21 protein-coding genes are annotated in these 19,334 nt (G+C 63.8%); 8 read left to right on the forward strand and 13 right to left on the reverse strand.

All coding sequences use genetic code 11. The features are described from left to right. Positions 1 to 16 precede the first annotated feature (16 nt). Entirely contained in the window at positions 17 to 1,516 is a 1,500-nt protein-coding gene (locus tag BM133_RS28030; protein ID WP_256219376.1) for a YdgA family protein, read from the forward strand. Positions 1,517 to 1,591: 75 nt separating this feature from the next. Here BM133_RS28030 and BM133_RS28035 read toward each other — a convergent pair whose 3' ends face one another. The 12 genes from BM133_RS28035 to BM133_RS28090 all read right to left on the reverse strand — a co-directional run bounded on the left by BM133_RS28035 (position 1,592) and on the right by BM133_RS28090 (position 11,181). After that, positions 1,592 to 2,647, reverse strand: coding sequence for a CobW family GTP-binding protein (locus BM133_RS28035; protein ID WP_093441384.1), 1,056 nt, complete (start codon positions 2,645 to 2,647; stop codon positions 1,592 to 1,594). A gap of 100 nt (positions 2,648 to 2,747) precedes the next feature. After that, entirely contained in the window at positions 2,748 to 3,968 is a 1,221-nt protein-coding gene (locus BM133_RS28040) for a class I SAM-dependent rRNA methyltransferase (protein WP_093441386.1), read from the reverse strand. Between the two features lie 19 nt (positions 3,969 to 3,987). Further along, positions 3,988 to 4,932 (reverse strand): tyrosine recombinase XerC, encoded by a 945-nt coding sequence (locus tag BM133_RS28045; RefSeq protein WP_093441389.1) that lies wholly within the window; start codon positions 4,930 to 4,932, stop codon positions 3,988 to 3,990. Positions 4,933 to 5,052: 120 nt separating this feature from the next. After that, positions 5,053 to 5,688, reverse strand: a complete 636-nt coding sequence (locus BM133_RS28050; RefSeq protein ID WP_093441393.1) for a YdcF family protein — start codon at positions 5,686 to 5,688, stop codon at positions 5,053 to 5,055. Beyond that, the gene (locus BM133_RS28055; protein WP_093441395.1) at positions 5,685 to 6,380 is read right to left on the reverse strand and encodes a DUF484 family protein; all 696 of its coding nucleotides are present in this window, start codon (positions 6,378 to 6,380) and stop codon (positions 5,685 to 5,687) included. Before BM133_RS28055 ends, BM133_RS28050 begins: the two co-directional genes overlap by 4 nt. Further along, complete coding sequence (dapF, locus tag BM133_RS28060; RefSeq protein ID WP_093441398.1) at positions 6,377 to 7,279, reverse strand: diaminopimelate epimerase; 903 nt, start codon at positions 7,277 to 7,279, stop codon at positions 6,377 to 6,379. Before dapF ends, BM133_RS28055 begins: the two co-directional genes overlap by 4 nt. 7 nt (positions 7,280 to 7,286) lie before the next feature. Beyond that, positions 7,287 to 7,922 carry a 2-hydroxychromene-2-carboxylate isomerase gene (locus BM133_RS28065; protein WP_093441400.1) on the reverse strand — a complete coding sequence of 212 codons (636 nt, stop codon included), beginning with the start codon at positions 7,920 to 7,922 and terminating at the stop codon, positions 7,287 to 7,289. Between the two features lie 81 nt (positions 7,923 to 8,003). Next, complete coding sequence (locus BM133_RS28070) at positions 8,004 to 8,204, reverse strand: hypothetical protein (protein ID WP_093441403.1); 201 nt, start codon at positions 8,202 to 8,204, stop codon at positions 8,004 to 8,006. A gap of 363 nt (positions 8,205 to 8,567) precedes the next feature. After that, positions 8,568 to 9,314: an anti-sigma factor gene (locus BM133_RS28075; protein WP_093441405.1), complete on the reverse strand. Its 747-nt coding sequence runs from the start codon at positions 9,312 to 9,314 to the stop codon at positions 8,568 to 8,570. Continuing rightward, on the reverse strand, positions 9,311 to 9,835 hold the full coding sequence (locus tag BM133_RS28080) for a sigma-70 family RNA polymerase sigma factor (protein ID WP_371286364.1): 525 nt from the start codon (positions 9,833 to 9,835) through the stop codon (positions 9,311 to 9,313). Before BM133_RS28080 ends, BM133_RS28075 begins: the two co-directional genes overlap by 4 nt. 122 nt (positions 9,836 to 9,957) lie before the next feature. Further along, on the reverse strand, positions 9,958 to 10,518 hold the full coding sequence (locus BM133_RS28085) for a DUF3455 domain-containing protein (protein ID WP_093441410.1): 561 nt from the start codon (positions 10,516 to 10,518) through the stop codon (positions 9,958 to 9,960). 318 nt (positions 10,519 to 10,836) lie between these two features. Then, positions 10,837 to 11,181 carry a hypothetical protein gene (locus BM133_RS28090; protein ID WP_093441413.1) on the reverse strand — a complete coding sequence of 115 codons (345 nt, stop codon included), beginning with the start codon at positions 11,179 to 11,181 and terminating at the stop codon, positions 10,837 to 10,839. A 481-nt stretch (positions 11,182 to 11,662) separates the two neighbouring features. Here BM133_RS28090 and BM133_RS34900 point away from each other — a divergent pair, with 481 nt between their 5' ends. From BM133_RS34900 to BM133_RS28115, 7 genes are all read left to right on the forward strand, one after another. After that, a complete protein-coding gene (locus BM133_RS34900) occupies positions 11,663 to 12,811 on the forward strand; it encodes an ABC-three component system protein (protein WP_143100230.1) in 1,149 nt (382 codons plus the stop codon). A 6-nt stretch (positions 12,812 to 12,817) separates the two neighbouring features. Next, on the forward strand, positions 12,818 to 13,324 hold the full coding sequence (locus tag BM133_RS34905) for a three component ABC system middle component (RefSeq protein ID WP_143100231.1): 507 nt from the start codon (positions 12,818 to 12,820) through the stop codon (positions 13,322 to 13,324). Then, positions 13,324 to 15,300 carry a DUF3732 domain-containing protein gene (locus BM133_RS28095; protein WP_093441416.1) on the forward strand — a complete coding sequence of 659 codons (1,977 nt, stop codon included), beginning with the start codon at positions 13,324 to 13,326 and terminating at the stop codon, positions 15,298 to 15,300. Before BM133_RS34905 ends, BM133_RS28095 begins: the two co-directional genes overlap by 1 nt. Positions 15,301 to 15,495: 195 nt before the next feature. After that, positions 15,496 to 16,698 (forward strand): MFS transporter, encoded by a 1,203-nt coding sequence (locus BM133_RS28100; RefSeq protein ID WP_093441418.1) that lies wholly within the window; start codon positions 15,496 to 15,498, stop codon positions 16,696 to 16,698. A gap of 64 nt (positions 16,699 to 16,762) precedes the next feature. After that, positions 16,763 to 17,584 carry a 2,5-didehydrogluconate reductase DkgB gene (gene dkgB / locus BM133_RS28105; RefSeq protein ID WP_093441421.1) on the forward strand — a complete coding sequence of 274 codons (822 nt, stop codon included), beginning with the start codon at positions 16,763 to 16,765 and terminating at the stop codon, positions 17,582 to 17,584. Positions 17,585 to 17,603: 19 nt separating this feature from the next. Further along, positions 17,604 to 17,939: a MoaF-related domain-containing protein gene (locus BM133_RS28110; RefSeq protein WP_093441423.1), complete on the forward strand. Its 336-nt coding sequence runs from the start codon at positions 17,604 to 17,606 to the stop codon at positions 17,937 to 17,939. Then, positions 17,936 to 18,940 (forward strand): TIGR03571 family LLM class oxidoreductase, encoded by a 1,005-nt coding sequence (locus BM133_RS28115; protein ID WP_093441426.1) that lies wholly within the window; start codon positions 17,936 to 17,938, stop codon positions 18,938 to 18,940. Before BM133_RS28110 ends, BM133_RS28115 begins: the two co-directional genes overlap by 4 nt. 3 nt (positions 18,941 to 18,943) lie before the next feature. Here BM133_RS28115 and BM133_RS28120 read toward each other — a convergent pair whose 3' ends face one another. Continuing rightward, positions 18,944 to 19,321 (reverse strand): hypothetical protein, encoded by a 378-nt coding sequence (locus BM133_RS28120; RefSeq protein ID WP_093441429.1) that lies wholly within the window; start codon positions 19,319 to 19,321, stop codon positions 18,944 to 18,946. Between the last annotated feature and the right edge of the window lie 13 nt (positions 19,322 to 19,334).

The raw sequence follows: 19,334 nt of genomic DNA on the forward strand, positions 1-19,334 counted from the left end.
TAAAAGAAAGCAAGCCTTGAGCAAGAAAGCAGTTCTGGGAGCCGTGGCCGCGGCCATCGTCGTCGCCTACGGGGGGAGCACCTGGTGGACCGGATCGAAGGTCCGCTCGATCTACGAAACCGCGCTCGACGAGATGCCCAGGCAGACCGCATTCGTCCGCGTGACCGAGCGCAAGTACGAGCGCAGCTTCTTCGGTGCCGTGAGCACCGTCACGATGGAAATCGGCTGCGCGGCCGATGCCGCCGCCGTGGCGCAGGCGCCCGCCGCCAAGCCCGCGGAAGGCGAGGAGCCCGAGGAGGAGGAAGACCGCGACGAGACCCAGGCCAAGCCGCCCAAGCCCCTGCGCATCACCATCCGCGACACCATCCACCACGGCCCGATCGCCGGCGGCACGCTCGCGGCGGCCACCATCGACAGCGAGCTGGTGCTCGACATCAAGGCCCAGGCCGAGGCCGAGAAGCTGTTCGGCAAGGCCAGGCCGCTGACGGCATTCACCAAGGTCAACTTCGACGGCAGCTACGCCATCGACATGGCCGTCGCGCCCGCCAGGCTGGCCGAGGAAGGCAAGGGCGTGCTCGCCTGGCAGGGCGCGCACGCCCACATCGAGGTGAACGCCGGACGCACCAAGGCGCGCTACGACATGACGATGCCCGGCCTGGACTTCAACGACGCCGCCAAGGGCGTGCAGGTGAAGATGGGCAAGCTCACCGCCAAGGCCGACATGGACAACAGCGCGGGCTGGATCCTGGCCACGGGCAAGACCGAAGGCCGCCTGGAGTCCTTCGAGCTCTCCGCCACCAAGGGCCTTGCCGGCGGCGCCGATGCCGACGCGCCGGCCGGCACGCACAAGCCCGTGAAGGTGCTGCTGCAGAACATCGACCTGACGGGCGACGCCAGCATCAAGGACGGCCTCTACGCCTCGGACGCCACCCTCAAGGGCCAGGGCAAGATCGGCGAGACGAGCATCGACAAGTTCGAGATGAGCAGTGGCGCGCGCCGCATCCACGCCGCCGGCTACAAGAAGCTGGCCGACGCGTACCTGCAGTCCAGCGCCGCCGCCGGTTGCGGCAAGAGCAGCAAGGCCACGCAGGCCGCGATGAAGGCACTGGCCGACCAGCTCGCCCCGGACCTGAAGGCCATGGCCAAGTACAGCCCCGAATTCGGGCTGGACAAGATGGTGGTCGAGATCGGCGGCAAGCGCGGCGAAATCAGCTACACGGCCGGCATGGTCGGCGTGACCGACGAAGACCTGCAGGCCCCGGGCATGGCGCTGCTCATGAAGCGCGGCGTGCTCAAGGCCAACGCGCGGCTGCCGGTGCAGTGGCTCGAGCAGATCGCCGCCACCGGCGCCGAGAGCGGCCAGACGCCGCCGCCCGACAAGGTGGCCGGGCTGGTCGAGCAAGGCGAGCAGCTGGGCTTCGTCAAGCGCGACGGCGAGCACGTCACCGGACAGGTCGAGTTCAGCGAAGGCAGCCTGAAGGTCAACGGCACGCCGCTGAACGCGCTGGGCAAGTAAGCCCCGGCCGAAGCCACGAAAAAGGCGCTGACCCTTGCGGGGCAGCGCCTTTTTTCATGGATCAGCAGGCGGCCGTCAGACCAGGCACTGCTCCAGTCCCTGCTCGAGAATTTCGCGCGGCAGCTCGATGCCGATGAACACCATGCGGCTCTGGCGGTTCTCGTCCTTGCCCCACTCCGGGCCCAGGTCGCTGCCCATCAGCTGGTGCACGCCCTGGAAGATCACCTTGCGCTCGGTGCCCTTCATGTGCAGCACGCCCTTGTAGCGCAGCATGCGCGGGCCGTAGATGTTGACGATGGCGCCCAGGAAGTCTTCCAGCTTGGCCGGGTCGAACGCGCGGTCGGCCTTGTAGACGAAGCTCTTGACGTCGTCGTCGATGTGATGGTGGTGGCCGTGGCCTTCGTGCTTGTGCGAGGGATGGTCGCAAGCCTCGCCATGCGCATGATCATGATCGTGGTGGTCATGCGCCTCTTCTTCCTTCAGGAAGTCGGGGTCGATGTCCAGCTTGGCGTTCAGGTTGAAGCCGCGCAGGTCGAAGATGTCCTTGAGCGGCACGTCGCCGAAATGCGCCTTCTGCTGCGGCGCGCGCGGGTTCATGTGCTTCAGGCGATGGATGAGCGCCTCGGTCTCCTCGGCCGACACCAGCTCGCTCTTGCTGATGAAGATCTGGTCGGCAAAGCCCACCTGGCGGCGTGCTTCCTGGCGATCGTTCAGCTGCTGGGGCGCGTGCTTGGCGTCCACCAGCGTGAGGATCGAATCGAGCAGGTAGCTCTCGGCGATCTCGTCGTCCATGAAGAAGGTCTGCGCCACCGGGCCGGGGTCTGCCAGGCCCGTGGTCTCGATCACCACGCGATCGAAATCCAGCAGGCCCTGGCGCTTCTTGGCGGCCAAGAGCTGCAGCGCTTCGCGCAGGTCTTCGCGGATGGTGCAGCAGACGCAGCCGTTGCTCATCTGGATGATCTGCTCCTTGGATTCGGTCACCAGGATGTCGCTGTCGATGTTCTCTTCGCCGAACTCGTTCTCGATGACCGCGATCTTCTGGCCATGGGCCTCGGTCAGGATGCGCTTGAGCAGCGTGGTTTTGCCCGAGCCGAGAAAGCCGGTGAGGATGGTCGCGGGAATGAGGGCCATGAGGAGTGCTCCGGAAGCGGAAAAACAGGGAATCGGGGGATTGGCGGGCAGTTTAGCCAATGCCACTGAGTTGCGTTGGCGAAGGGGTCAAGCGGCCTTTTCAGAGGGGTTTGCGCACCACCACCAGGCCCTTGAGGTATTCCCCTTCGGGGAACTCGATGGTCATCGGATGGTCGGGCGCCGCGCCCAGGCGCTCGCTGATGTAACCGTCGACGTTCGCGTCCAGCCCGGCCGAGGCCACGATCTTGTGGAACAGGTCGGCACCGATGCCGCCCGAGCACGAAAACGTCAGCAGCACGCCGCCCGGCTCCAGGATCTTGAGCGCGAGCCGGTTGATGTCCTTGTAGGCACGCGCCGCGCGCTCGGCATGCGCCGCCGTGGGCGCGAACTTCGGCGGGTCGAGCACGATCGCGTCGAAGGTGCGGCCCTGGTCGATGAACTCGCGCAGCACGGTGTTCACGTTGGCGTCCAGAAACTCGGTCTTCACGCCCGAGCCCTCGCCGCCGAAGCCGTTGAGCGCGATGTTGGCGCGCGCGAAATTCAGCGCCGGCTGCGACGAATCGACCGACACCAGCTCGGCGCCTTCCAGCGCGCCCGCGGCCTTCAACCCCGCCAGCGCCGCGACGGTGAAGCCGCCCGTGTAGCAAAAGCAATTGAGCACGCGCCTGAATCGCCGGTGCTTCGCCAGCTCGGCAAAGCGCTGGCGGCTGTCGCGCTGGTCGAGATAGAAGCCGGTCTTGTGCCCGGTCGCGATGTCGAGCGACAGTTTCCAGTCGTGCTCGCGGATCGTGATCGCGGTGGCGCCCTCCCCGCGCAGCCAGCCCGTGACCGGCTTCAGGCCCTCGCGCTCGCGGCCGCTGGCGTCGGAGCGCTCATAGAGCCTGGTGAGGCCCGTGGCCTTCAGCAGCGCATCGGCCAGCGCGTCCTTCCATCGCTCGACGCCGGCCGAGAGAAATTGCGCGACCAAGGTGTCGCCGTAGCGATCGACGATCAGCCCCGGCAGCCCATCGGCCTCGCCATGCACCAGCCGCACGCCATCGCTCTGCAGGTCGAAGAGGCCGCGTGCGCGCACGGCGCGCTCGCACACCGAGGCGAGGAACGCCGCGTCGATGCGCTGCGTTTCCACGAAGCTCCAAGCCCGCGCGCGGATCTTGGAAATCGGGCTGAACGCCGCCCACGCGAGGAACGCGCCGTCATGGGATTCCACGCGCACCGTCTCGCCCGAGTCGGCACCGCCGCGCGCGATGGCGGATTCGAAGACCCAGGGATGGCGGCGCTGCATCGAGCGCTCTTTGCCGGGTTTGAGGCGAAGGGTTTTCATTTTTTACTTGCTTGCTTGCTTATTTGTCTTTATCGGTCCGGGCCTTGGCACGCGGAGCCTCGGGGCGCGCCTGCGCGCGCGGATGTGCCGCGTCATAGACCTTCGCCAGATGCTGGAAATCCAGCCGCGTATAGACCTGCGTGGTCGCGATGTTGGCGTGGCCCAGCAGCTCCTGCACCGCGCGCAGGTCGCTGCTCGATTGCAGCACGTGGCTCGCGAACGAATGCCGCAGCATGTGCGGATGCACGGGCGCCGCGAGGCCGGCCTTCAGGCTGCGTTCGCGCAGCAGCTTCCACACCGCCTGCGGCGACATCCGCGCGCCCTTGGCGCTGATGAAGAGTGCGGGCGCGGGTCGGTCGCCGCGCACGTCGAGCCATTCCTGCAGCGCCTCGGCCGCCTTGCCGCCCACCGGCACGATGCGGCGCTTGCTGCCCTTGCCGAGCACGTTGGCCTCCTTCGCATCGAGATCGACCCAGCCGAGCGCCGTGTTGCTCGCCTGCGCATCGAGCCCCGTGAGTTCGCTCACCCGCAGGCCGCAGCCGTAGAGCAGCTCGACGATGGCGCGGTCGCGCGCCTCGGTCCACGGGTCGGCGTCTTCGTCGTGCAGCTCGGCCAGGCGCACCGCATCGTCCACGCCGAGCGCCTTCGGCAGCGGGCGGCCGGCCTTGGGGGCGTGCACGTCCTGCACCGGGTTGAAGCCGATCAGCCCTTCATGCCCGAGCCAGCGGTAGAAGCTGCGCCAGCACGACAGCACCAGCGCGATGCCGCGCGGCTCGCGCCCGGCGCTGTGCAGCCTGGCCATCCAGCGGCGGATGTGGGCGGTCTGCACGCGGTCCAGCGGCAACCCGGCCTCGGCCGCGTTCTCCCGGAGCGCCTGCAGGTGAAAGGCGTAGAGCTCGAGCGTGCGCGCCGCGAGCCGGCGCTCCACGCGCACATGCGCCAGGTATTTTTCGATCGGGTCCATCTCGCTCAAATGGATGCCTGTACGCGCAATACCGCGGAACCGGCTTTGCCGGGCCGCTGGCAGTGCCCCCGGCGAGGGGTAAGGAGAAGCGACACGAAGTGCGCCAAGCCTGGGGGAGAGCTAAAACAAGTAGCCATGGGCGGCATTGTTGATGATCGCCGCCGGCTCGCGCAATGCACCCTTGAACAACATGCCCCAGCGGCGCCAGCACGAGGTCGATGCGGCCGCGTACTGCACGTCGAAGGTCTGGTCGAAACCGCTCATGCGCACCAGCCGCTCGATGCGCCACAGGTGATACGGCTCCGACACGATGACCACGCTGCGCACCCCGGCCGCCTGCAGCAACGGACGCGAGAGCGAAAGATTCAGCCGCGTGGAAGTCGATGCGGGCTCCAGCAGCATCGGCCCCGCAAAACCCAGGCCCAGTGCGTGCGCGTGCATCACGTCGGCTTCGATGCGCCCGTCTTCCTTGTCGACACCGCCGCTGAACACGAGTTGCTTTACCCCGCCGGCCTTGGCCAGGGCGATGGCCGTGTCGACGCGCCCCGTGAGGCAGGGGTTCGGCTTGCCGTCCAGGTAGGCGCGGCTCCCCAGGATCAGCGCCGCATCGGCGGGCCTTTGCGGCGGGTTGTCCAGCACCTTGTCGGCGCGCTGCCAGATGACGGCGCCGATCGCCGCATAGGCCAGCGCCAGAGCCAGGAGGCCGCCGAACAGCGCGACCTGCCACGGCCGCCGAAGCCAGCGCGGCCGGTTCAAGGACGCAGCCGCGAGAGCCCGCCCGAGGCCAGCTCGGCGATGCGCTCCAGAAAGTCGGTGCCCATCTCGGCATTGAAGCGCTGCGCGTCGGGCGACGCCAGCACCAGGAGGCCGAAGGCCGGCGATTCGGCATCGGCGCGCAGCGGAATCAGCGCGATCGACATCGCGGCAGCCGGCTCGGGCAGCCAGTTGGCCGCTTCGAAGCCCGAGTTCAGGCCGCAGTACGGCGAAGTGAGCGAGGTGGCCAGCGCCTTCACGTCGTCGCTCACCCACTGGGCATAGGCCTCGTTCAGGTATTCGCTGCTGCAGTCCCACACCTTGATGGCCGTCTGCGGCACCAGGAACAGCGACTGCAGATCGACTGCGATGCGGTACGGCAGGCTGCGCGGGTCGCGCGTGGTGAGGAGGCCGTTGGTCCAGCGCTGCAGGCGGTCGGCGATGACCACGTTCTCGGTGCCGTGGCGCACCATGTCCATCAGGCGATGCTCCAGCGCCTTGATCTTCTCGCGCAGCATCTCGGCCTGGCGCTCCTGCAGGCTCACGGCGCGGTTGCCGTGCGGGCTGGTGAGCTGCACCTGCGCCAGCAACTGGGCATGGCGCTCGAAGAAGTCGGGCGTGTTCGCCAGGTAGTTGGCGATGTCGTCTTCGGTGATCGGGTTCATGGCGTCGTTGTCGTGTGTGGAGTTGGTCATGGCTGTTCCGAGATTTCGGGCACGTCGGGTACGTCGGGTACGTCGATGTCGCCCTCGAACACCGTCGTGGCCGGGCCCGTCATGAGCACCGGCTGGCCCTCGCCCTGCCATTCGATCGTGAGGATGCCGCCGTGCGTCTGCACGTCGACGCGTCGGTCCAGGAGCCCCAGACGGATGCCCGCCACCACTGCCGCGCAGGCGCCCGTGCCGCAGGCCAGCGTTTCGCCGGCGCCGCGCTCGAACACGCGCAGCTTGATGTGCGAGCGGTCCACCACCTGCATGAAGCCCGCGTTCACCCGCTGCGGAAAGCGCGGGTGGTGCTCGATCTGCGGGCCCTGCTCGGCCACGGGCGCCGTCTCCACGTCGTCCACCACCTGCACCGCGTGCGGATTGCCCATCGAGAGCACCGCGACCGACACGATGGCGCTGCCGGCCCGGGTGCCCAGGGCGAGGTGCCACTTTTCCCACGCGCCGTCGGGCTGCGCATCGAGCCCGGCGGTGTCGAAGGGCACGCGCGCGGCCTCGAAGATGGGGGCGCCCATGTCGACCGTCACGCGGCCGTCGGCGCCCATGCGCGGCTGGATGATGCCGGCCAGCGTCTGCACCCGCACTTCGGTCTTCTCGGTGAGCTTGTGTTCGCTCACGAAGCGCATGAAGCAGCGCGCGCCGTTGCCGCACTGCTCGACCTCGCCGCCGTCGGCGTTGTGGATCACGTACTGGAAGTCGATGCCCTCCGCGGGCGAAGGCCGCACGGTGAGGATCTGGTCGGCGCCGACGCCGAAATGGCGGTCGGCCAGGAAGCGGTATTGCGCGGCCGTGAGGCCCAGCGTGCCGCGCGTTTCGTCCAGCACGACGAAATCGTTGCCGGCTCCCTGCATCTTGGTAAAGCGGATTCGCATGGGGGGATTATCCGCCGCTGGCCACGCGCAGCTTGTCCAGCGCCCGATCGAGAAAGTCCAACCGGTCCTGTCCCCAGAACCGCTCGCCGCCCAGGATGAACGTCGGCGCGCCGAACACGCCCGCCTCCACCGCCTCCGCGCTGTTCGCGCGGTACACCGCCAGCGTGTCGGCCATCTGCTCCAGCGCCTGCAGCGAGGCACCGTCGTAGCCGTTCTCCTCGGCGACTGCGATGCGCACCTCGGCCTGCGAGGTGTCGCGCTCCTCGGCCCAGAGCGCGCGCAGCAGCGCGTGCGAGAGCGGCTGCGCATCGAGCCCCTGCAGCTGGGCTGCGATCACCATCCAGCCGGCGTACTTGTTCCAGTTCGGATCGGTCGGCGCGCCCTTCGGGTAGTGCGCGGGCGCCAGGTTCATCGGCATGCCGAGGTAGTCGCTCCAGCGCGCAAGCTCCAGCGCGTGGTACGTGCGGCGCGGCTCGGGGCGCGTCTTCAGCGGGATGCCGCCGGTCTGCGGCACCACGGCCTGGAAGTCGTAGGGCTTGAGCGTGAGCTGCACATGGTGGCGGCGCACGATGTCCTGCAGTTGCGGGCCGCCGAGGTAGGCCCAGGGGGAAGAGAGGCTGTAGTAGCAGTCGAGGGCGATCATGGCCCGATTATCTTCAGCGCCCGTTGCGCCGCCATCCGCCTCTCGCGGCGCAACGGGCGACGGGCGAAGCGATTCGCCCGATCAGGTCTTGCCGGGCTGGGACAGCGACCGCCTGATGGCGTCGATGCGCTCCAGGATCGTGGCGATCTGGTTGGAAAGCAGTGCGCCTTGCCGCGCGTAGCGATCCCTGCATTCGTCGAGCTTCTTCGTGAGCACCGCGACCTGCGCCTGGTGCGCGACCTGCTGCGATTGCAGCTTGGCGGCCAGTTTGCGCACGGTCATTTCGTTCGCGTCGGGGGTGGGGACGGCGGGAGCTTCCGCCCGCGGGGGCTGTGGTTTAGGTGTGTCGGTCATGGATGGATTTGCACGATCGGCGCGAACCGCCAGCCTCATGCGGACTGGACGGGTTCGGACGATCCGGGAGTCAAAAAAAAAACCATGAACGCGCGCCATGCGGAGACTGCGAGGCGATGTCCATGGGGCTGCTTGCGACGTCGCGTCCAGTATCTGTGCGCCGATTGCCGGCAACCGCCTGCGCCGGTCAGGCGATGGGCGTCGCGCCGTTAAATTCTTGGCGTCGCGTTCGGCTCAATTGCAAGCCAGTTGCAAACTGGCTTTTCACACCCGGGCCGGCCCTTCGCTCGGCTACATCACCTTGACCGCGCGCCCGATGAACTGGATCGGCCCGGTCGGCCGGTCGATCGGCGAGCCGTTCTCGGGCTCCAGCGTCAGCTCGAAGAGCTGGTTGGGCTCCAGCGGGGGGAGCTTGTCGATGGGGATGCGCAGCGTCTGGCCCTGTTGCTTCACGAGGCCGAGCGACACCGGCCCGCGCCACTGGTCAGCCTTGGTCCAGAACTGCAGCGTCTTCTGCGGCGGCACCTCGAAGGTGCCCAGCGGCACGAGGTTCAGCTGGCGCGACGAATTGGCCTGGATCACCCAGCCGGGCGACTTGTTCTCGGGCGCGACCAGCACCACCATGTACTGCGTGGCCGGCGGCGCCGCGACGCGCGTGACGACCACCGCCAACAGCAGCGCCGCCGTGGCGAAGCCGCCCGCGGCCAGCCCGCGCCAGAGCTTGAGGTTGTTCCACCAGCCGACAGCGCCCGCGGCCTGCGCCTTCGAGGCCTTGCCCAGCCCATCGACGCTGCGCTCGATGCGCGTCCAGAGCGACGGCGACGGATCGGCCGGCTCCGCCAGCGCGGTGAGCGGCTGCAGCCGCGCCTCCCACGCGCGCACCGCTTCGCGCAGCGCCGGCTCGCCGTTGCGCATGCGCACTTCGACCGCCGCGCGTGCGGTGGCCGAGAGCGTGCCCAGCACGTACTGGCCCGCGAGCCCGTCGATGTCGTTGGTGTCGTTGGTGTCGTCCGTGTCTTTGTCTTCAGCGGCGCTCATGCCATGCACTCCCGCAGCGCGCGCATGCCGCGCTGGATCCAGGCCTTCACCGTGCCCAGCGGCGTCTGCAGCCGCTCGGCGATTTCGCCATGCGAGCAGCCTTCGACGTACGCATAGAGGATGCAATCGCGCCGCGCCGGCTCCAGCCCCGAGAGGCAGCCGTGCAGCCGGCCGAGATCAGCGCGCAGCTCGAACGGATCGCTTACGGCCGCATACGCCGCGAGCGAGGCCTGGTCGTCGACCGCAACGGCTTCGTCTTCGTCCAGGCTCACCTGCCGCGCGCCGCTGCGCACCATGTTCAGCGCGGCGTGGCGCACCACGCTGTAGACCCAGCCCCGGCCTTCGCCGAGCGCGGGGTTGAAGCTCGCCGCCCGTTGCCAGATGCTGATGAAGGCGTCGTGCAGCACGTCTTCGGCCTGCTGGCGCTGGCGCACGATGCGCAGCGCCACGCCCATCAGGTAGCGGCTCTCGCGCTGGTAGAGCTGCTGCAACGCCAGACGGTCGCCGCGGGCGCAGGCCATGAGCGCGGCGTCGTAGTCGAAGGGGACGGTGGATGTGGGGGGCGACAAGGTCGGCGGCGGGTGGTGGGCGGCCCCATCGTAGTGGAGCCGGCGCGCCGCGCCGCGGATTCACCCCCGGATCATCAGGACGCCTTGTAGAAGATGTAGTCGGCCTGGTACTTCACGACCTGCTTCTGGCCCTTGGTGGCGGGCGTGCAGGGCACGGCCGCCGGTGCCACGCCGCCTTGCAGGGCGACACGCTGGATGTAGGTGACGCCGGACATCGCGCCCGAGCCCACGGCCGGGTTGGCCTTCACGAGCTGGAACGGCAGACTGGTCGGACCCGAGGGCGCGACGGCCAGCTGCGTGGCGGTGAGCTTGGAGCCGTCCATCGACTCCCAGGTGGCCGGCGGGCCGTAGTACTTGCCGACCTGCTTGCCGCTGCGGTCGTTCAGCTTCGCATCGGGGCCGACGAACACCCACTCGGTCGCGCCGGGTGTGTTGGCCTTGTCGCGGCATTCGTAGGTGATGTCGCCCACGCCGACGGTTTCCATGGCGACCTTGTTGCCGGCCGGGACCTGGATGGTGGGCGGCAGGCTGGACTGGTTGAAGGCCGGGGCCATCGACATCGAGCCGCAGGCGGTGAGCACGGCGGCGGCTGCGGAGATGGCGCCGAGGACGGCGATCGAACGGGTGGTGTGCATGGAATTACTCCTGGGTTGTAGAGGGTCAGCAGCGCCTCGCTGCTGAAGGGAACTACACGCCAGGTGGGCGTTTGGATGCGGGGGTGCGAAATATTTTTTGGACGACTGTCGGAGCACAGGCTCGACGTCGTCGGCCGCAACAGCTGCTTGACGCTCGTCCTTCGGCGCTCACTCGCCGGTCTGGGGCAGATGGCGCGCGAGTGGCCGGGCGCTGAGGTGGAAGACAGCCGGCGAACGCTGGCGAAAAGACAGGGAGACGGAAAGAGCGAAAGAACGAAAAAGGCCGCCGGGCTCACCGGCGGCCCGGCGCTTACTTACTTACGTCGCCGAGGGCAGGAGGCTGTTGCTGCCGACGCCGATTGTGCTGCCGCCTTGCAGCGCCCGGCGAACGTCGCCAGCCGCTGCGTTGACGGCGCCGATGCGCGCCACGAGCGCTTCGTTGATCAGGCTGAGCAAGGCGCTCAGTTCGCTGCGTGTGGGGGCGAGCGCCTCGCTGTCGTTCGGGGCGCCGGTTTCGATGAGCTTTTCGAACGCGGCGTAGGCGAGGAGGACCTCGTTGAGGTTTTCGGCGTCGTCGCAGGTTTGGATTGCGAGGGTGTCGAGGGTGGACTCGGGTGTGAGATGGGCGCGAGTTTGCGCGGATGCGGATGCAGATTCAGCCATGTGTGGCCTCCCAGAACTTCGGTTTGCAACAACCGCCGCACCCGCTTCCAAACGGTGGCGGCAGCTCGAACGGGTTGGAAGACCGGGAAGCTCTGACGAGAACCGGCAAGGCTTGCGCCTTCCCGTTCGAGCCGCCAAAACTGGAGGCGCAAACAGAAAAGCCGCAGACCATGTTGCGGTGACTGCGGCTTTCGTCGCAGAACTTCGACGGGCTTCCAAACCCGGTCGCGCTACGCGCGCGACGGCTCGCAGTATATCGACCAGATAACGATGGCAGCCTTGATGCCCTCAATGCATTCCACGATGGTTCACTCGCGCAAGCAAGGCGAATCCAAGGGTCATGCCACTTGATACTGCGTCGGAAAACACTCCAAAAAATAAAGATTGCAATTATGGAATCCCCCTAAGAAGCCAGATTAAAAGTACGCAGTTACGAATCGCAGCATATGATTACCCGCAATCCCGTTGGAGGAGTGAATAAATGACTGATAGCGCCAAACATAGCGCACCGGGGCCTTACCTAGGCTTTGCGCTGCAACCAGTTCGTCTCTGCTATCACCTACTTTCTTGCCCGGAAACGGCATCGGTATCAATCGAGCATTTAGATGATGTTGCCGTGCATTATGCAGACGGAACAACATTGCTCGAACAGTCAAAAAGTGCACTTAGCCATAATGCCTTGGCTGACTGGTCAAAGGATCTTTGGAAAACTGTAGCAAACTGGGTTGCTGACGCCCAAAACGGCACTATAAATTGCAAAGCAGCCTATTATCAAATTTATGTAACGCCCATCAAAACCGGAAAAATATCAACTCGCTTTCACGAGGCAAAAAATGCGGCTGACGTGATGGCTTTAACTGCAGACGTGACAAACAAGCTCAAACTGCGAAAGAGCTTGCCGGACTGCATTGATCACGTGAATGTTTTTCTTAATGCGGACGAAGCGATTAGGCGAGCCATCGTGATCAATATGCGCGTTGTAAGTGCCCATGACGATCCTATAGAAGCTCTTAGAGAGCTTCTAAAACCAACTACACCAGCAAACGTTCTGGATCAGATATGTGCATCTGCGATTGGAATAGCACAAGAGCAAGCAAATAAGTTATTGCGTGAAAAAAAGCAGGCACTCGTATCGGCCTCCGAATTTCGCAAACAATTCCACGCATTCGTACAAAAAAACAATCTCCCTGGTCTTCTAACCTCGTTTGCCGAAGAACCGCCCTCCGCAGAGGTTCAATATTTATTCAGTTCTCGGCCGTGCTTTGTTCAGCAATTAGATCTCATCCAGACACCTCCCGACCAGCAAATGCGCGCTGTAAGTGACTATTTAAGGACGCGTGCCACGAAGACTGAATGGGCAACGAGAGGCGCAGTATATGAAGGCAGCTTTGACGAATGGGATCAAGGTCTTTTAAGACACTACAACTCCATTCGCTCGGAAGTTGCGGAAGTTCATAGTGAAAAGCCTGAAGCCAGCAGAGGAAGAATTACCTATAACCAATGCACGAGGATTCAACAAGCACTCGAAGGCCGTGAGGTTCCTTTGCATTTTTGTCATGGCAGCTTCAACGTGCTAGCCGATCAACAATTGCTTGGCTGGCACCCTCGCTACAAAGATCTTTTGAGGTAAAGCCTGATGCCCAGAACAAACTTGCGTCCACTCAGTGAAACTGCATTAATTCAAAATCCAGCGCTGGGCGCATTTGCACTATGGAATTTTGGAATCTCCTACCAAGCGGAGCGGGCGGAACGTCCTAGTCTTCCTTTAGCATTTATCGTATTGCCTCTCGTGCTTCATCAAGAGACAAGAGAACTCATTGGAAGCACTCTTAAGGCATCAGGCTTGGCGCTGTTTGCGGAGAAGCTTGGGGAACAACGGGAAAATCTACTAGCGGTACACAATCGAGCTCTGCATTTAAGAACACTGACGCTCAATTCCATCGCGGTTGGCGCATCGACGAGACTCCTCACCATCAACTACGAAACCGCAAAACTGCGAGCCAATAGTCTCGAGGGTCGATCACTCAAACCCAAACTCCCAGAGCGAATCAAATGGATCGGTGCCGCCACAGAAAAATTAGGGCATTGGTTTTCCATAATTCCCGATCAACAAATTGCTCGAACGCTCAGGATTGATTTCTGATGTACTTCCAAATTCGTAAAGTCATATTGTGGCCGCGCAGCGAGGGACTTGATCCTCGCCTAGTTCATTTCGAAGCGGGGAAAGTCAACGTCATTAGCGGCGCTTCAAAAACAGGAAAATCTGCCGTTATCCCAATCATTGACTACTGCTTAGGATCCGATAGGTGCGGAATTCCTGTAGGGGTAATTCGTGAGTCGTGTGCTTGGTTTGGCATTGTGATTGACACCATTGAGGGGCAAAAACTTTTAGCAAGACGAGAACCGGGCGACGCGCAATCTACGGGCGAAATGTTTCTTGCAGAAGCTGATTTTGTTGAGATACCGCATCGTATAGACAATAAAAATACGAACGTCGATATTGTCAAATCAGCATTAAATCGATTAGCTGGATTACCCAATCTCAGCTTCGAACCTGGAACCGATATAGGATACAAGAGTAGGCCAAGTTTTCGCGATCTTATGGCTTTTACGTTCCAGCCGCAAAACATAGTCGCGAATCCGGACGTAATGTTTTTCAAGGCAGATACGACTGAGCATCGAGAAAAACTAAAAACAATTTTCCCCTATGTTCTTGGTACTGTAACCGCCGAGATCCTAGAGGCTAAACACCAGATCGACCATCTATTTCGCTTGTTAAAGCGCAAAGAAGCTGACCTGAGAGCACTCGATGCAGCAGGCTCGGCTTGGCAGCGTGAAGGTCAGGCATGGATCCGCCAAGCAATTGAATATGGGCTCCTGCCATCGGGCCATCTTATTCCTTTCGACTGGTCGGGTATCGTAGAAAATCTCCGGCAAATTGCGCGCGTCGATCCCAAAAGCGCGCTGCCTACGCTCGAGGGGTTTGACACGGTTTTAGAGCGCCTAGCAATATTGCGAGCGGAAGAAACTAATCTTTCAATAAAATTGTCTGAGCATAGACAAAGGTTGCAAGAGCTCCGCCGCCTTGAAGAAAGCAGCGACGAGTACGGATCGGCAATGCGCGTTCAACGCGACCGGCTCTCTCTCTCGACGTGGATTCGCGAATTATCCGAAGTCGAGCAAGACCCTGTTTTTGCTCTCACGGGAAGTGCGAGAGAGCAAATTGCTCATTTATGCGAAGCGCTGAACGGAATCGAAGTGCAATTACGCTCTCACCCAGTCATGAATGAAACTGTTGGAAGAGAAACAATTCGCCAACGCCAAGCAACCCAATCTGTGCTCGACGAACTCAACGGTGTACGCGGAGAAACTCGCCTACTCGAAATTCAATCGAAACAAGTCCAAGATGCCGCGGCGTCACAGGATCGATTGGATCGATTTCTCGGCCGATTAGAAGAAGCATTGAGGCTTTACGACAAAGCGGATCAATCCGGAGAACTAATAACCGAGGTAAAAGTTCTTCGTGATCAGATCGCAGAACTGCAACGTGCTATCGCCGAGCACGAGACTGCTCGAAAACTAAGGAATGCCCTCGAACGCGTTGAAAATTTTGCAGGCAAATTGATCCCATTACTTGATGGTGAATGGCCTAACGATCCCATCAAACTAATCATCAACGATTTGACCATCAAGGTGATTCGCGGTGCTAAAGACGTCTATCTTTGGGAGGTTGGCAGCGGAGCCAATTGGCTTGCTTACCACATTGCGATCACAACTGCTCTGCAGCGATATTTTCTCGAGGTGCCTCACCATCCTGTACCCGGATTGCTCATTTATGACCAACCGAGCCAAGTTTATTTCCCAGTTAAGCGAGTGGTTCGAGAAAATGAACCAGCAGAGGATTTGGATTGGCGCATGGAAGACGTAGCAGCTGTGCGAAAGGTATTCACGTTGCTAGATGCGGAGGTACATTTCGCTCAAGGTCGCTTACAGGTTATTGTTCTCGATCACGCCGATGAAGAAGTATGGGGTGGCCTACCAAATGTTCATGCCGTGGAAGAGTGGAGAGGCAAAGCAAAAGCCCTAGTCCCCCCAGCTTGGCTAGATTCCGGCTCCTGAAGTTTAAAAATAAAAGCTTTCTCTATCCTCTATTTTTGATTCCGCTCTAGAGGCAATCTCCACTAAATTGACGCTTAAAGGCTTCTGAGCTAGGTCGATATAGTTGCGTTCGAATCAACTATCTTCTGCAAGATCACCCCTTTATCCGCAAAGGTATCCCCAAGACACTCCTCCTAACCCATCCAGGAGTGCCTCATGCCAATCGCCTTACTCGCGCTGACCCTCAGCGCCTTCGCCATCGGGACGACCGAGTTCGTCATCGTTGGCCTCATCCCCACGGTCGCTGCTGACCTGGGCATCGGCCTGCCCTCGGCCGGCCTTCTGGTCAGCCTCTACGCGCTGGGCGTCGCCATCGGCGCGCCGGTGCTCACCGCCCTCACGGGCAAGCTGCCGCGAAAGGCGCTGCTGCTTGGGCTCATGGCCCTCTTCACGATCGGCAATCTGCTGGCGTGGAAGGCACCGAGCTATGAATCGCTGGTGGCCGCGCGCATCCTCACGGGCCTGGCGCACGGGGTGTTCTTCTCGATCGGCTCGACCATCGCCACGGGCCTCGTGCCCAAGGAAAAGGCGGCCAGCGCCATCGCGATCATGTTCACCGGGCTCACGGTGGCACTGGTCACGGGCGTGCCGCTGGGCACGTTCATCGGGCAGCACTTCGGCTGGCGCGAGACCTTCCTGGCCGTGTCCGCGCTGGGCGTCATCGCCTTCATCGGCAGCTGGATCTTCATTCCCAACAACATCCGCCACACGCCGCCGGCCTCGCTCGCGCAGCAGGCCAAGGTGCTGGCCGAGCCGCGCCTCTTGCTGGTGTATGCCAAGACGGCCATCGGCTACGGCGGCTCGTTCATTCCGTTCACGTTTCTCGCGCCGATCCTTACCGACGTGTCGGGCTTCAGTGCCGGCTCGGTGGGCTGGGTGATGCTGGTCTATGGTGTGTCGGTGGCGGTGGGCAACATCTGGGGCGGCAAGCTGGCCGACCGCATGGGGCCGGTGCCGGCGCTGAAGATCATCTTCGCGCTGCTGGCCGCGGTGCTGCTGGTCTTCAACTTCGCGGCGCCGCACAAGTGGCCCGCACTGGTGGCCGTGCTGATGTGGGGCGCGGTCGCCTTCGGCAACGTGCCGGGGCGGCAGGTGTATGTGGTCAAGCAAGCCGAACGCTTCACGCCGCAGGCGGTCGATGTGGCCTCGGGCCTGAACATCGCGGCCTTCAACCTGGGCATTGCCCTGGCAGCCTGGGCCGGCGGCCTGATCGTGACGCACCTGGGCCTCATGCACACGCCCTGGATCGGCGCACTGGTGGTGCTGGTGTCGCTGGGCCTCACGTACTGGAGCGGCGCGCTGGACCGCCGCGCGGGCATCCCGGTTCGCGCTTCCGGGCCGGTGCCGGTCGGCCACTGATTTCCGATTTCTTTCTTCTTCTTTCTGTCTTTCTTTTTTTCAACGCACAAAGGACAACTCAGCCATGACAACGAACAACAACGCCACCATCCCCGCCTTCGGCCTCGGCACCTTCCGCCTGAAGGGCCAGGTGGTGATCGACTCGGTGAAGAACGGCCTGGACGTGGGCTACCGCGTGGTCGACACGGCGCAGATCTACGGCAACGAGGCCGAGGTGGGCCAAGCCATTGCCGAAAGCGGCGTGGCGCGCAAAGACCTGTTCATCACCACCAAGATCTGGACGGACAACTACGCCAAGGACAAGCTGGTGCCCAGCCTGAAGGCGAGCCTCGCCAAGCTGCGCACCGATCACGTCGACCTCACGCTCATCCACTGGCCCTCGCCCGGCAACGCCGTGCCCGTCGCCGAATTCATGGGCGCGCTGGCCGAGGCCAAGGCGCTGGGGCTCACGAAGCGCATCGGCGTGTCGAACTTCAACATCGCGCTCATGAAGGAAGCGATTGCGGCCGTGGGCGCGGAGAACATCGCCACCAACCAGATCGAGCTGCACCCGTACCTGCAGAACCGCAAGGTGGCCGAGTTCGCCAAAAGCCAAGGCATTCACATCACCTCGTACATGACGCTGGCCTACGGCAAGGTAATTGCCGACCCGGTGATCGAGGCGATTGCCAAGGCGCACGACGCCACCACCGCGCAGGTCACGCTGGCCTGGGCGATGCAGCTGGGCTACGCGGTGATTCCGTCGTCCACCCAGCGCGCGAACCTCCAGGGCAACCTGAAGGCGCAGCACCTGAAGCTCTCGGACGCCGAGATGGCGCAGATCGCCGCGCTCGAGCGCAACGAGCGCCTCACCGACCCGGCCGGCCTCGCGCCGGCGTGGGACTGATCGATCGGCAGGCCACACGATGAACGACGACAAGACCCTGCCGCCGTTCGCCGGCCGCACGTTCGAAGTGCGCTACGGCGAGACGATGACCGCGCTGAACATCTACGCGGCCGACGGCCAGACGATGCGCTACGAAGTCACGGCCGGCCCCTTCAAGGGCGCGACGGCCGAGGTGCGCTACCAGGCCGAGGCGCTCGGCCCCGGGCTCTATGCGCTCTCGTGGCAGGAGGCCGACCAGGGCACGGTGGTGCATGTCGACGACTTCGAAGGCGGCCACTCGCGCTCTTACTACACGACGGCCGGGCACGACTTCGTGCGCATGGCCGGCACGCTGCGCGAGGTGGCTGCGGCATGACCACCACCTCACTTCAACGGCTGGTCGCCACCAACGGCAGCGGCCCGAGCATCGGGCTCGAACTGCCGCTGGACAACGACTGGTCGCCCGCGGGCGACACCGCGCGCCGTGCCGCAGGCCGGCCGTTCGGCGTGCCCGACATCGCGCAGCACGCCACGCTGGCGAAGCTGGCCGACCGGCTGGGCTTTCGCGCGCTGTGGGCACGCGACGTGCCGCTGTACGACCCGGCCTTCGGCGATGCCGCGCAGGTGTTCGAGGTGTTCAGCTACCTGGGCTACCTGGCGGGCGTGACCGAGCGCATCTTGCTGGGCACCGCCGCCGTGGTGCTGCCGCTGCGCGAACCCGTGCTCACGCTGAAGTCGGCCGCCACGGTCGACCACCTGAGCAATGGCCGGCTGATGCTGGGCGTGGCGAGCGGCGACCGGCCGGTGGAGTACCCGATCTTCGGGCGCGACTACGCCTCGCGCGGCGAGCGCTTTCGGGAGCAGGTGGCGATGGTGCGCGACTGGGGTACCGGAGAAAGGTCCGCATTGCCCGAAGGCATCGCGCTGCTGCCGCGTCCGCAGCCGCACCCGCTGCCGCTGCTGGTGGCCGGCCTCGCGCAGCAGACGCCCGACTGGATCGGCACGCACATGGACGGTTGCCTCGCCTACCCCGGCACGCCGGAAGACCACGCGCGGCGTTCGGCGCAATGGCGTGCGCTGGCGGGCGAGCACAAGCCCTACGTGAGCTTCATCCACCTCGACCTGGCGGACGATGCCGATGCGCCGCTGGAGCGCTACCGCTTCGGCGGGCGCATGGGGCGCCACGCGCTCATCGCCGAACTGGCCGCGCTGCATGCGGCGGGCGTGCAGCACGTGGGTCTGCATCTGCGGCGCAACCGGCGGCCGATTGCGGAAACGATGGAAGAGATTGCGCAGTTCGTGCTGCCGGTATTCCATGCGGAAGCCGGCATGCGCCGGTCGGAAGAAGACGACGCCGTCGCGGCCGTCGCGGTGTAAGGCCTATTCGGCGGCCACCGGCCCGCTCTTCTTCTGCGCGGAGATGGCGGCAGGCTTGATGTGCAGCGCGTTCAGCGCATCGCACTCGGTCTTCAACTCGGCCGCGACCTTCTCGGGCGCCACGCGCAGCTCGACGATGTCGCGCTCGCCGACGCAGTGGCCATCGAGCCGCACGTAGATGCGCTTGAAGTCGACGCCCAGCGCCTTGGCCACATCGCGCAGGCACTCGGGCAAGGTCACGAAGCCGCTGTTCTTGTAGGAGCTGGGAGGAATCACGCCCTTGGAGCGCGGCGCGCGAACCGAATAAGCGAACGAGGCGCCCTCGGCCCGCAACTCCACGACGGGCTGCAGGTTGCGTTGGACTTCCTCGGGGCGCTTCATGGGGGCAGTTTAA

The organism is Variovorax sp. 770b2 (assembly GCF_900115685.1).
Classification (GTDB): Bacteria; Pseudomonadota; Gammaproteobacteria; order Burkholderiales; family Burkholderiaceae_C; genus Variovorax.

Bases quoted from the DNA above. Each gene is read 5' to 3' on its own strand.
- BM133_RS28075 (WP_093441405.1), bottom strand. From the start codon at position 9,314: ATGAGCGCCGCTGAAGACAAAGACACGGACGACACCAACGACACCAAC.
- BM133_RS28035 (WP_093441384.1), bottom strand. From the start codon at position 2,647: ATGGCCCTCATTCCCGCGACCATCCTCACCGGCTTTCTCGGCTCGGGC.
- BM133_RS34900 (WP_143100230.1), top strand. From the start codon at position 11,663: ATGACTGATAGCGCCAAACATAGCGCACCGGGGCCTTACCTAGGCTTT.
- BM133_RS28095 (WP_093441416.1), top strand. From the start codon at position 13,324: ATGTACTTCCAAATTCGTAAAGTCATATTGTGGCCGCGCAGCGAGGGA.
- BM133_RS28085 (WP_093441410.1), bottom strand. From the start codon at position 10,518: ATGCACACCACCCGTTCGATCGCCGTCCTCGGCGCCATCTCCGCAGCC.
- BM133_RS28100 (WP_093441418.1), top strand. From the start codon at position 15,496: ATGCCAATCGCCTTACTCGCGCTGACCCTCAGCGCCTTCGCCATCGGG.
- BM133_RS28115 (WP_093441426.1), top strand. From the start codon at position 17,936: ATGACCACCACCTCACTTCAACGGCTGGTCGCCACCAACGGCAGCGGC.
- BM133_RS28090 (WP_093441413.1), bottom strand. From the start codon at position 11,181: ATGGCTGAATCTGCATCCGCATCCGCGCAAACTCGCGCCCATCTCACA.
- BM133_RS28080 (WP_371286364.1), bottom strand. From the start codon at position 9,835: ATGGCCTGCGCCCGCGGCGACCGTCTGGCGTTGCAGCAGCTCTACCAG.
- BM133_RS28040 (WP_093441386.1), bottom strand. From the start codon at position 3,968: ATGAAAACCCTTCGCCTCAAACCCGGCAAAGAGCGCTCGATGCAGCGC.
- BM133_RS28120 (WP_093441429.1), bottom strand. From the start codon at position 19,321: ATGAAGCGCCCCGAGGAAGTCCAACGCAACCTGCAGCCCGTCGTGGAG.
- BM133_RS28110 (WP_093441423.1), top strand. From the start codon at position 17,604: ATGAACGACGACAAGACCCTGCCGCCGTTCGCCGGCCGCACGTTCGAA.
- BM133_RS28045 (WP_093441389.1), bottom strand. From the start codon at position 4,932: ATGGACCCGATCGAAAAATACCTGGCGCATGTGCGCGTGGAGCGCCGG.
- dapF (WP_093441398.1), bottom strand. From the start codon at position 7,279: ATGCGAATCCGCTTTACCAAGATGCAGGGAGCCGGCAACGATTTCGTC.
- dkgB (WP_093441421.1), top strand. From the start codon at position 16,763: ATGACAACGAACAACAACGCCACCATCCCCGCCTTCGGCCTCGGCACC.
- BM133_RS28065 (WP_093441400.1), bottom strand. From the start codon at position 7,922: ATGATCGCCCTCGACTGCTACTACAGCCTCTCTTCCCCCTGGGCCTAC.
- BM133_RS34905 (WP_143100231.1), top strand. From the start codon at position 12,818: ATGCCCAGAACAAACTTGCGTCCACTCAGTGAAACTGCATTAATTCAA.
- BM133_RS28070 (WP_093441403.1), bottom strand. From the start codon at position 8,204: ATGACCGTGCGCAAACTGGCCGCCAAGCTGCAATCGCAGCAGGTCGCG.
- BM133_RS28055 (WP_093441395.1), bottom strand. From the start codon at position 6,380: ATGACCAACTCCACACACGACAACGACGCCATGAACCCGATCACCGAA.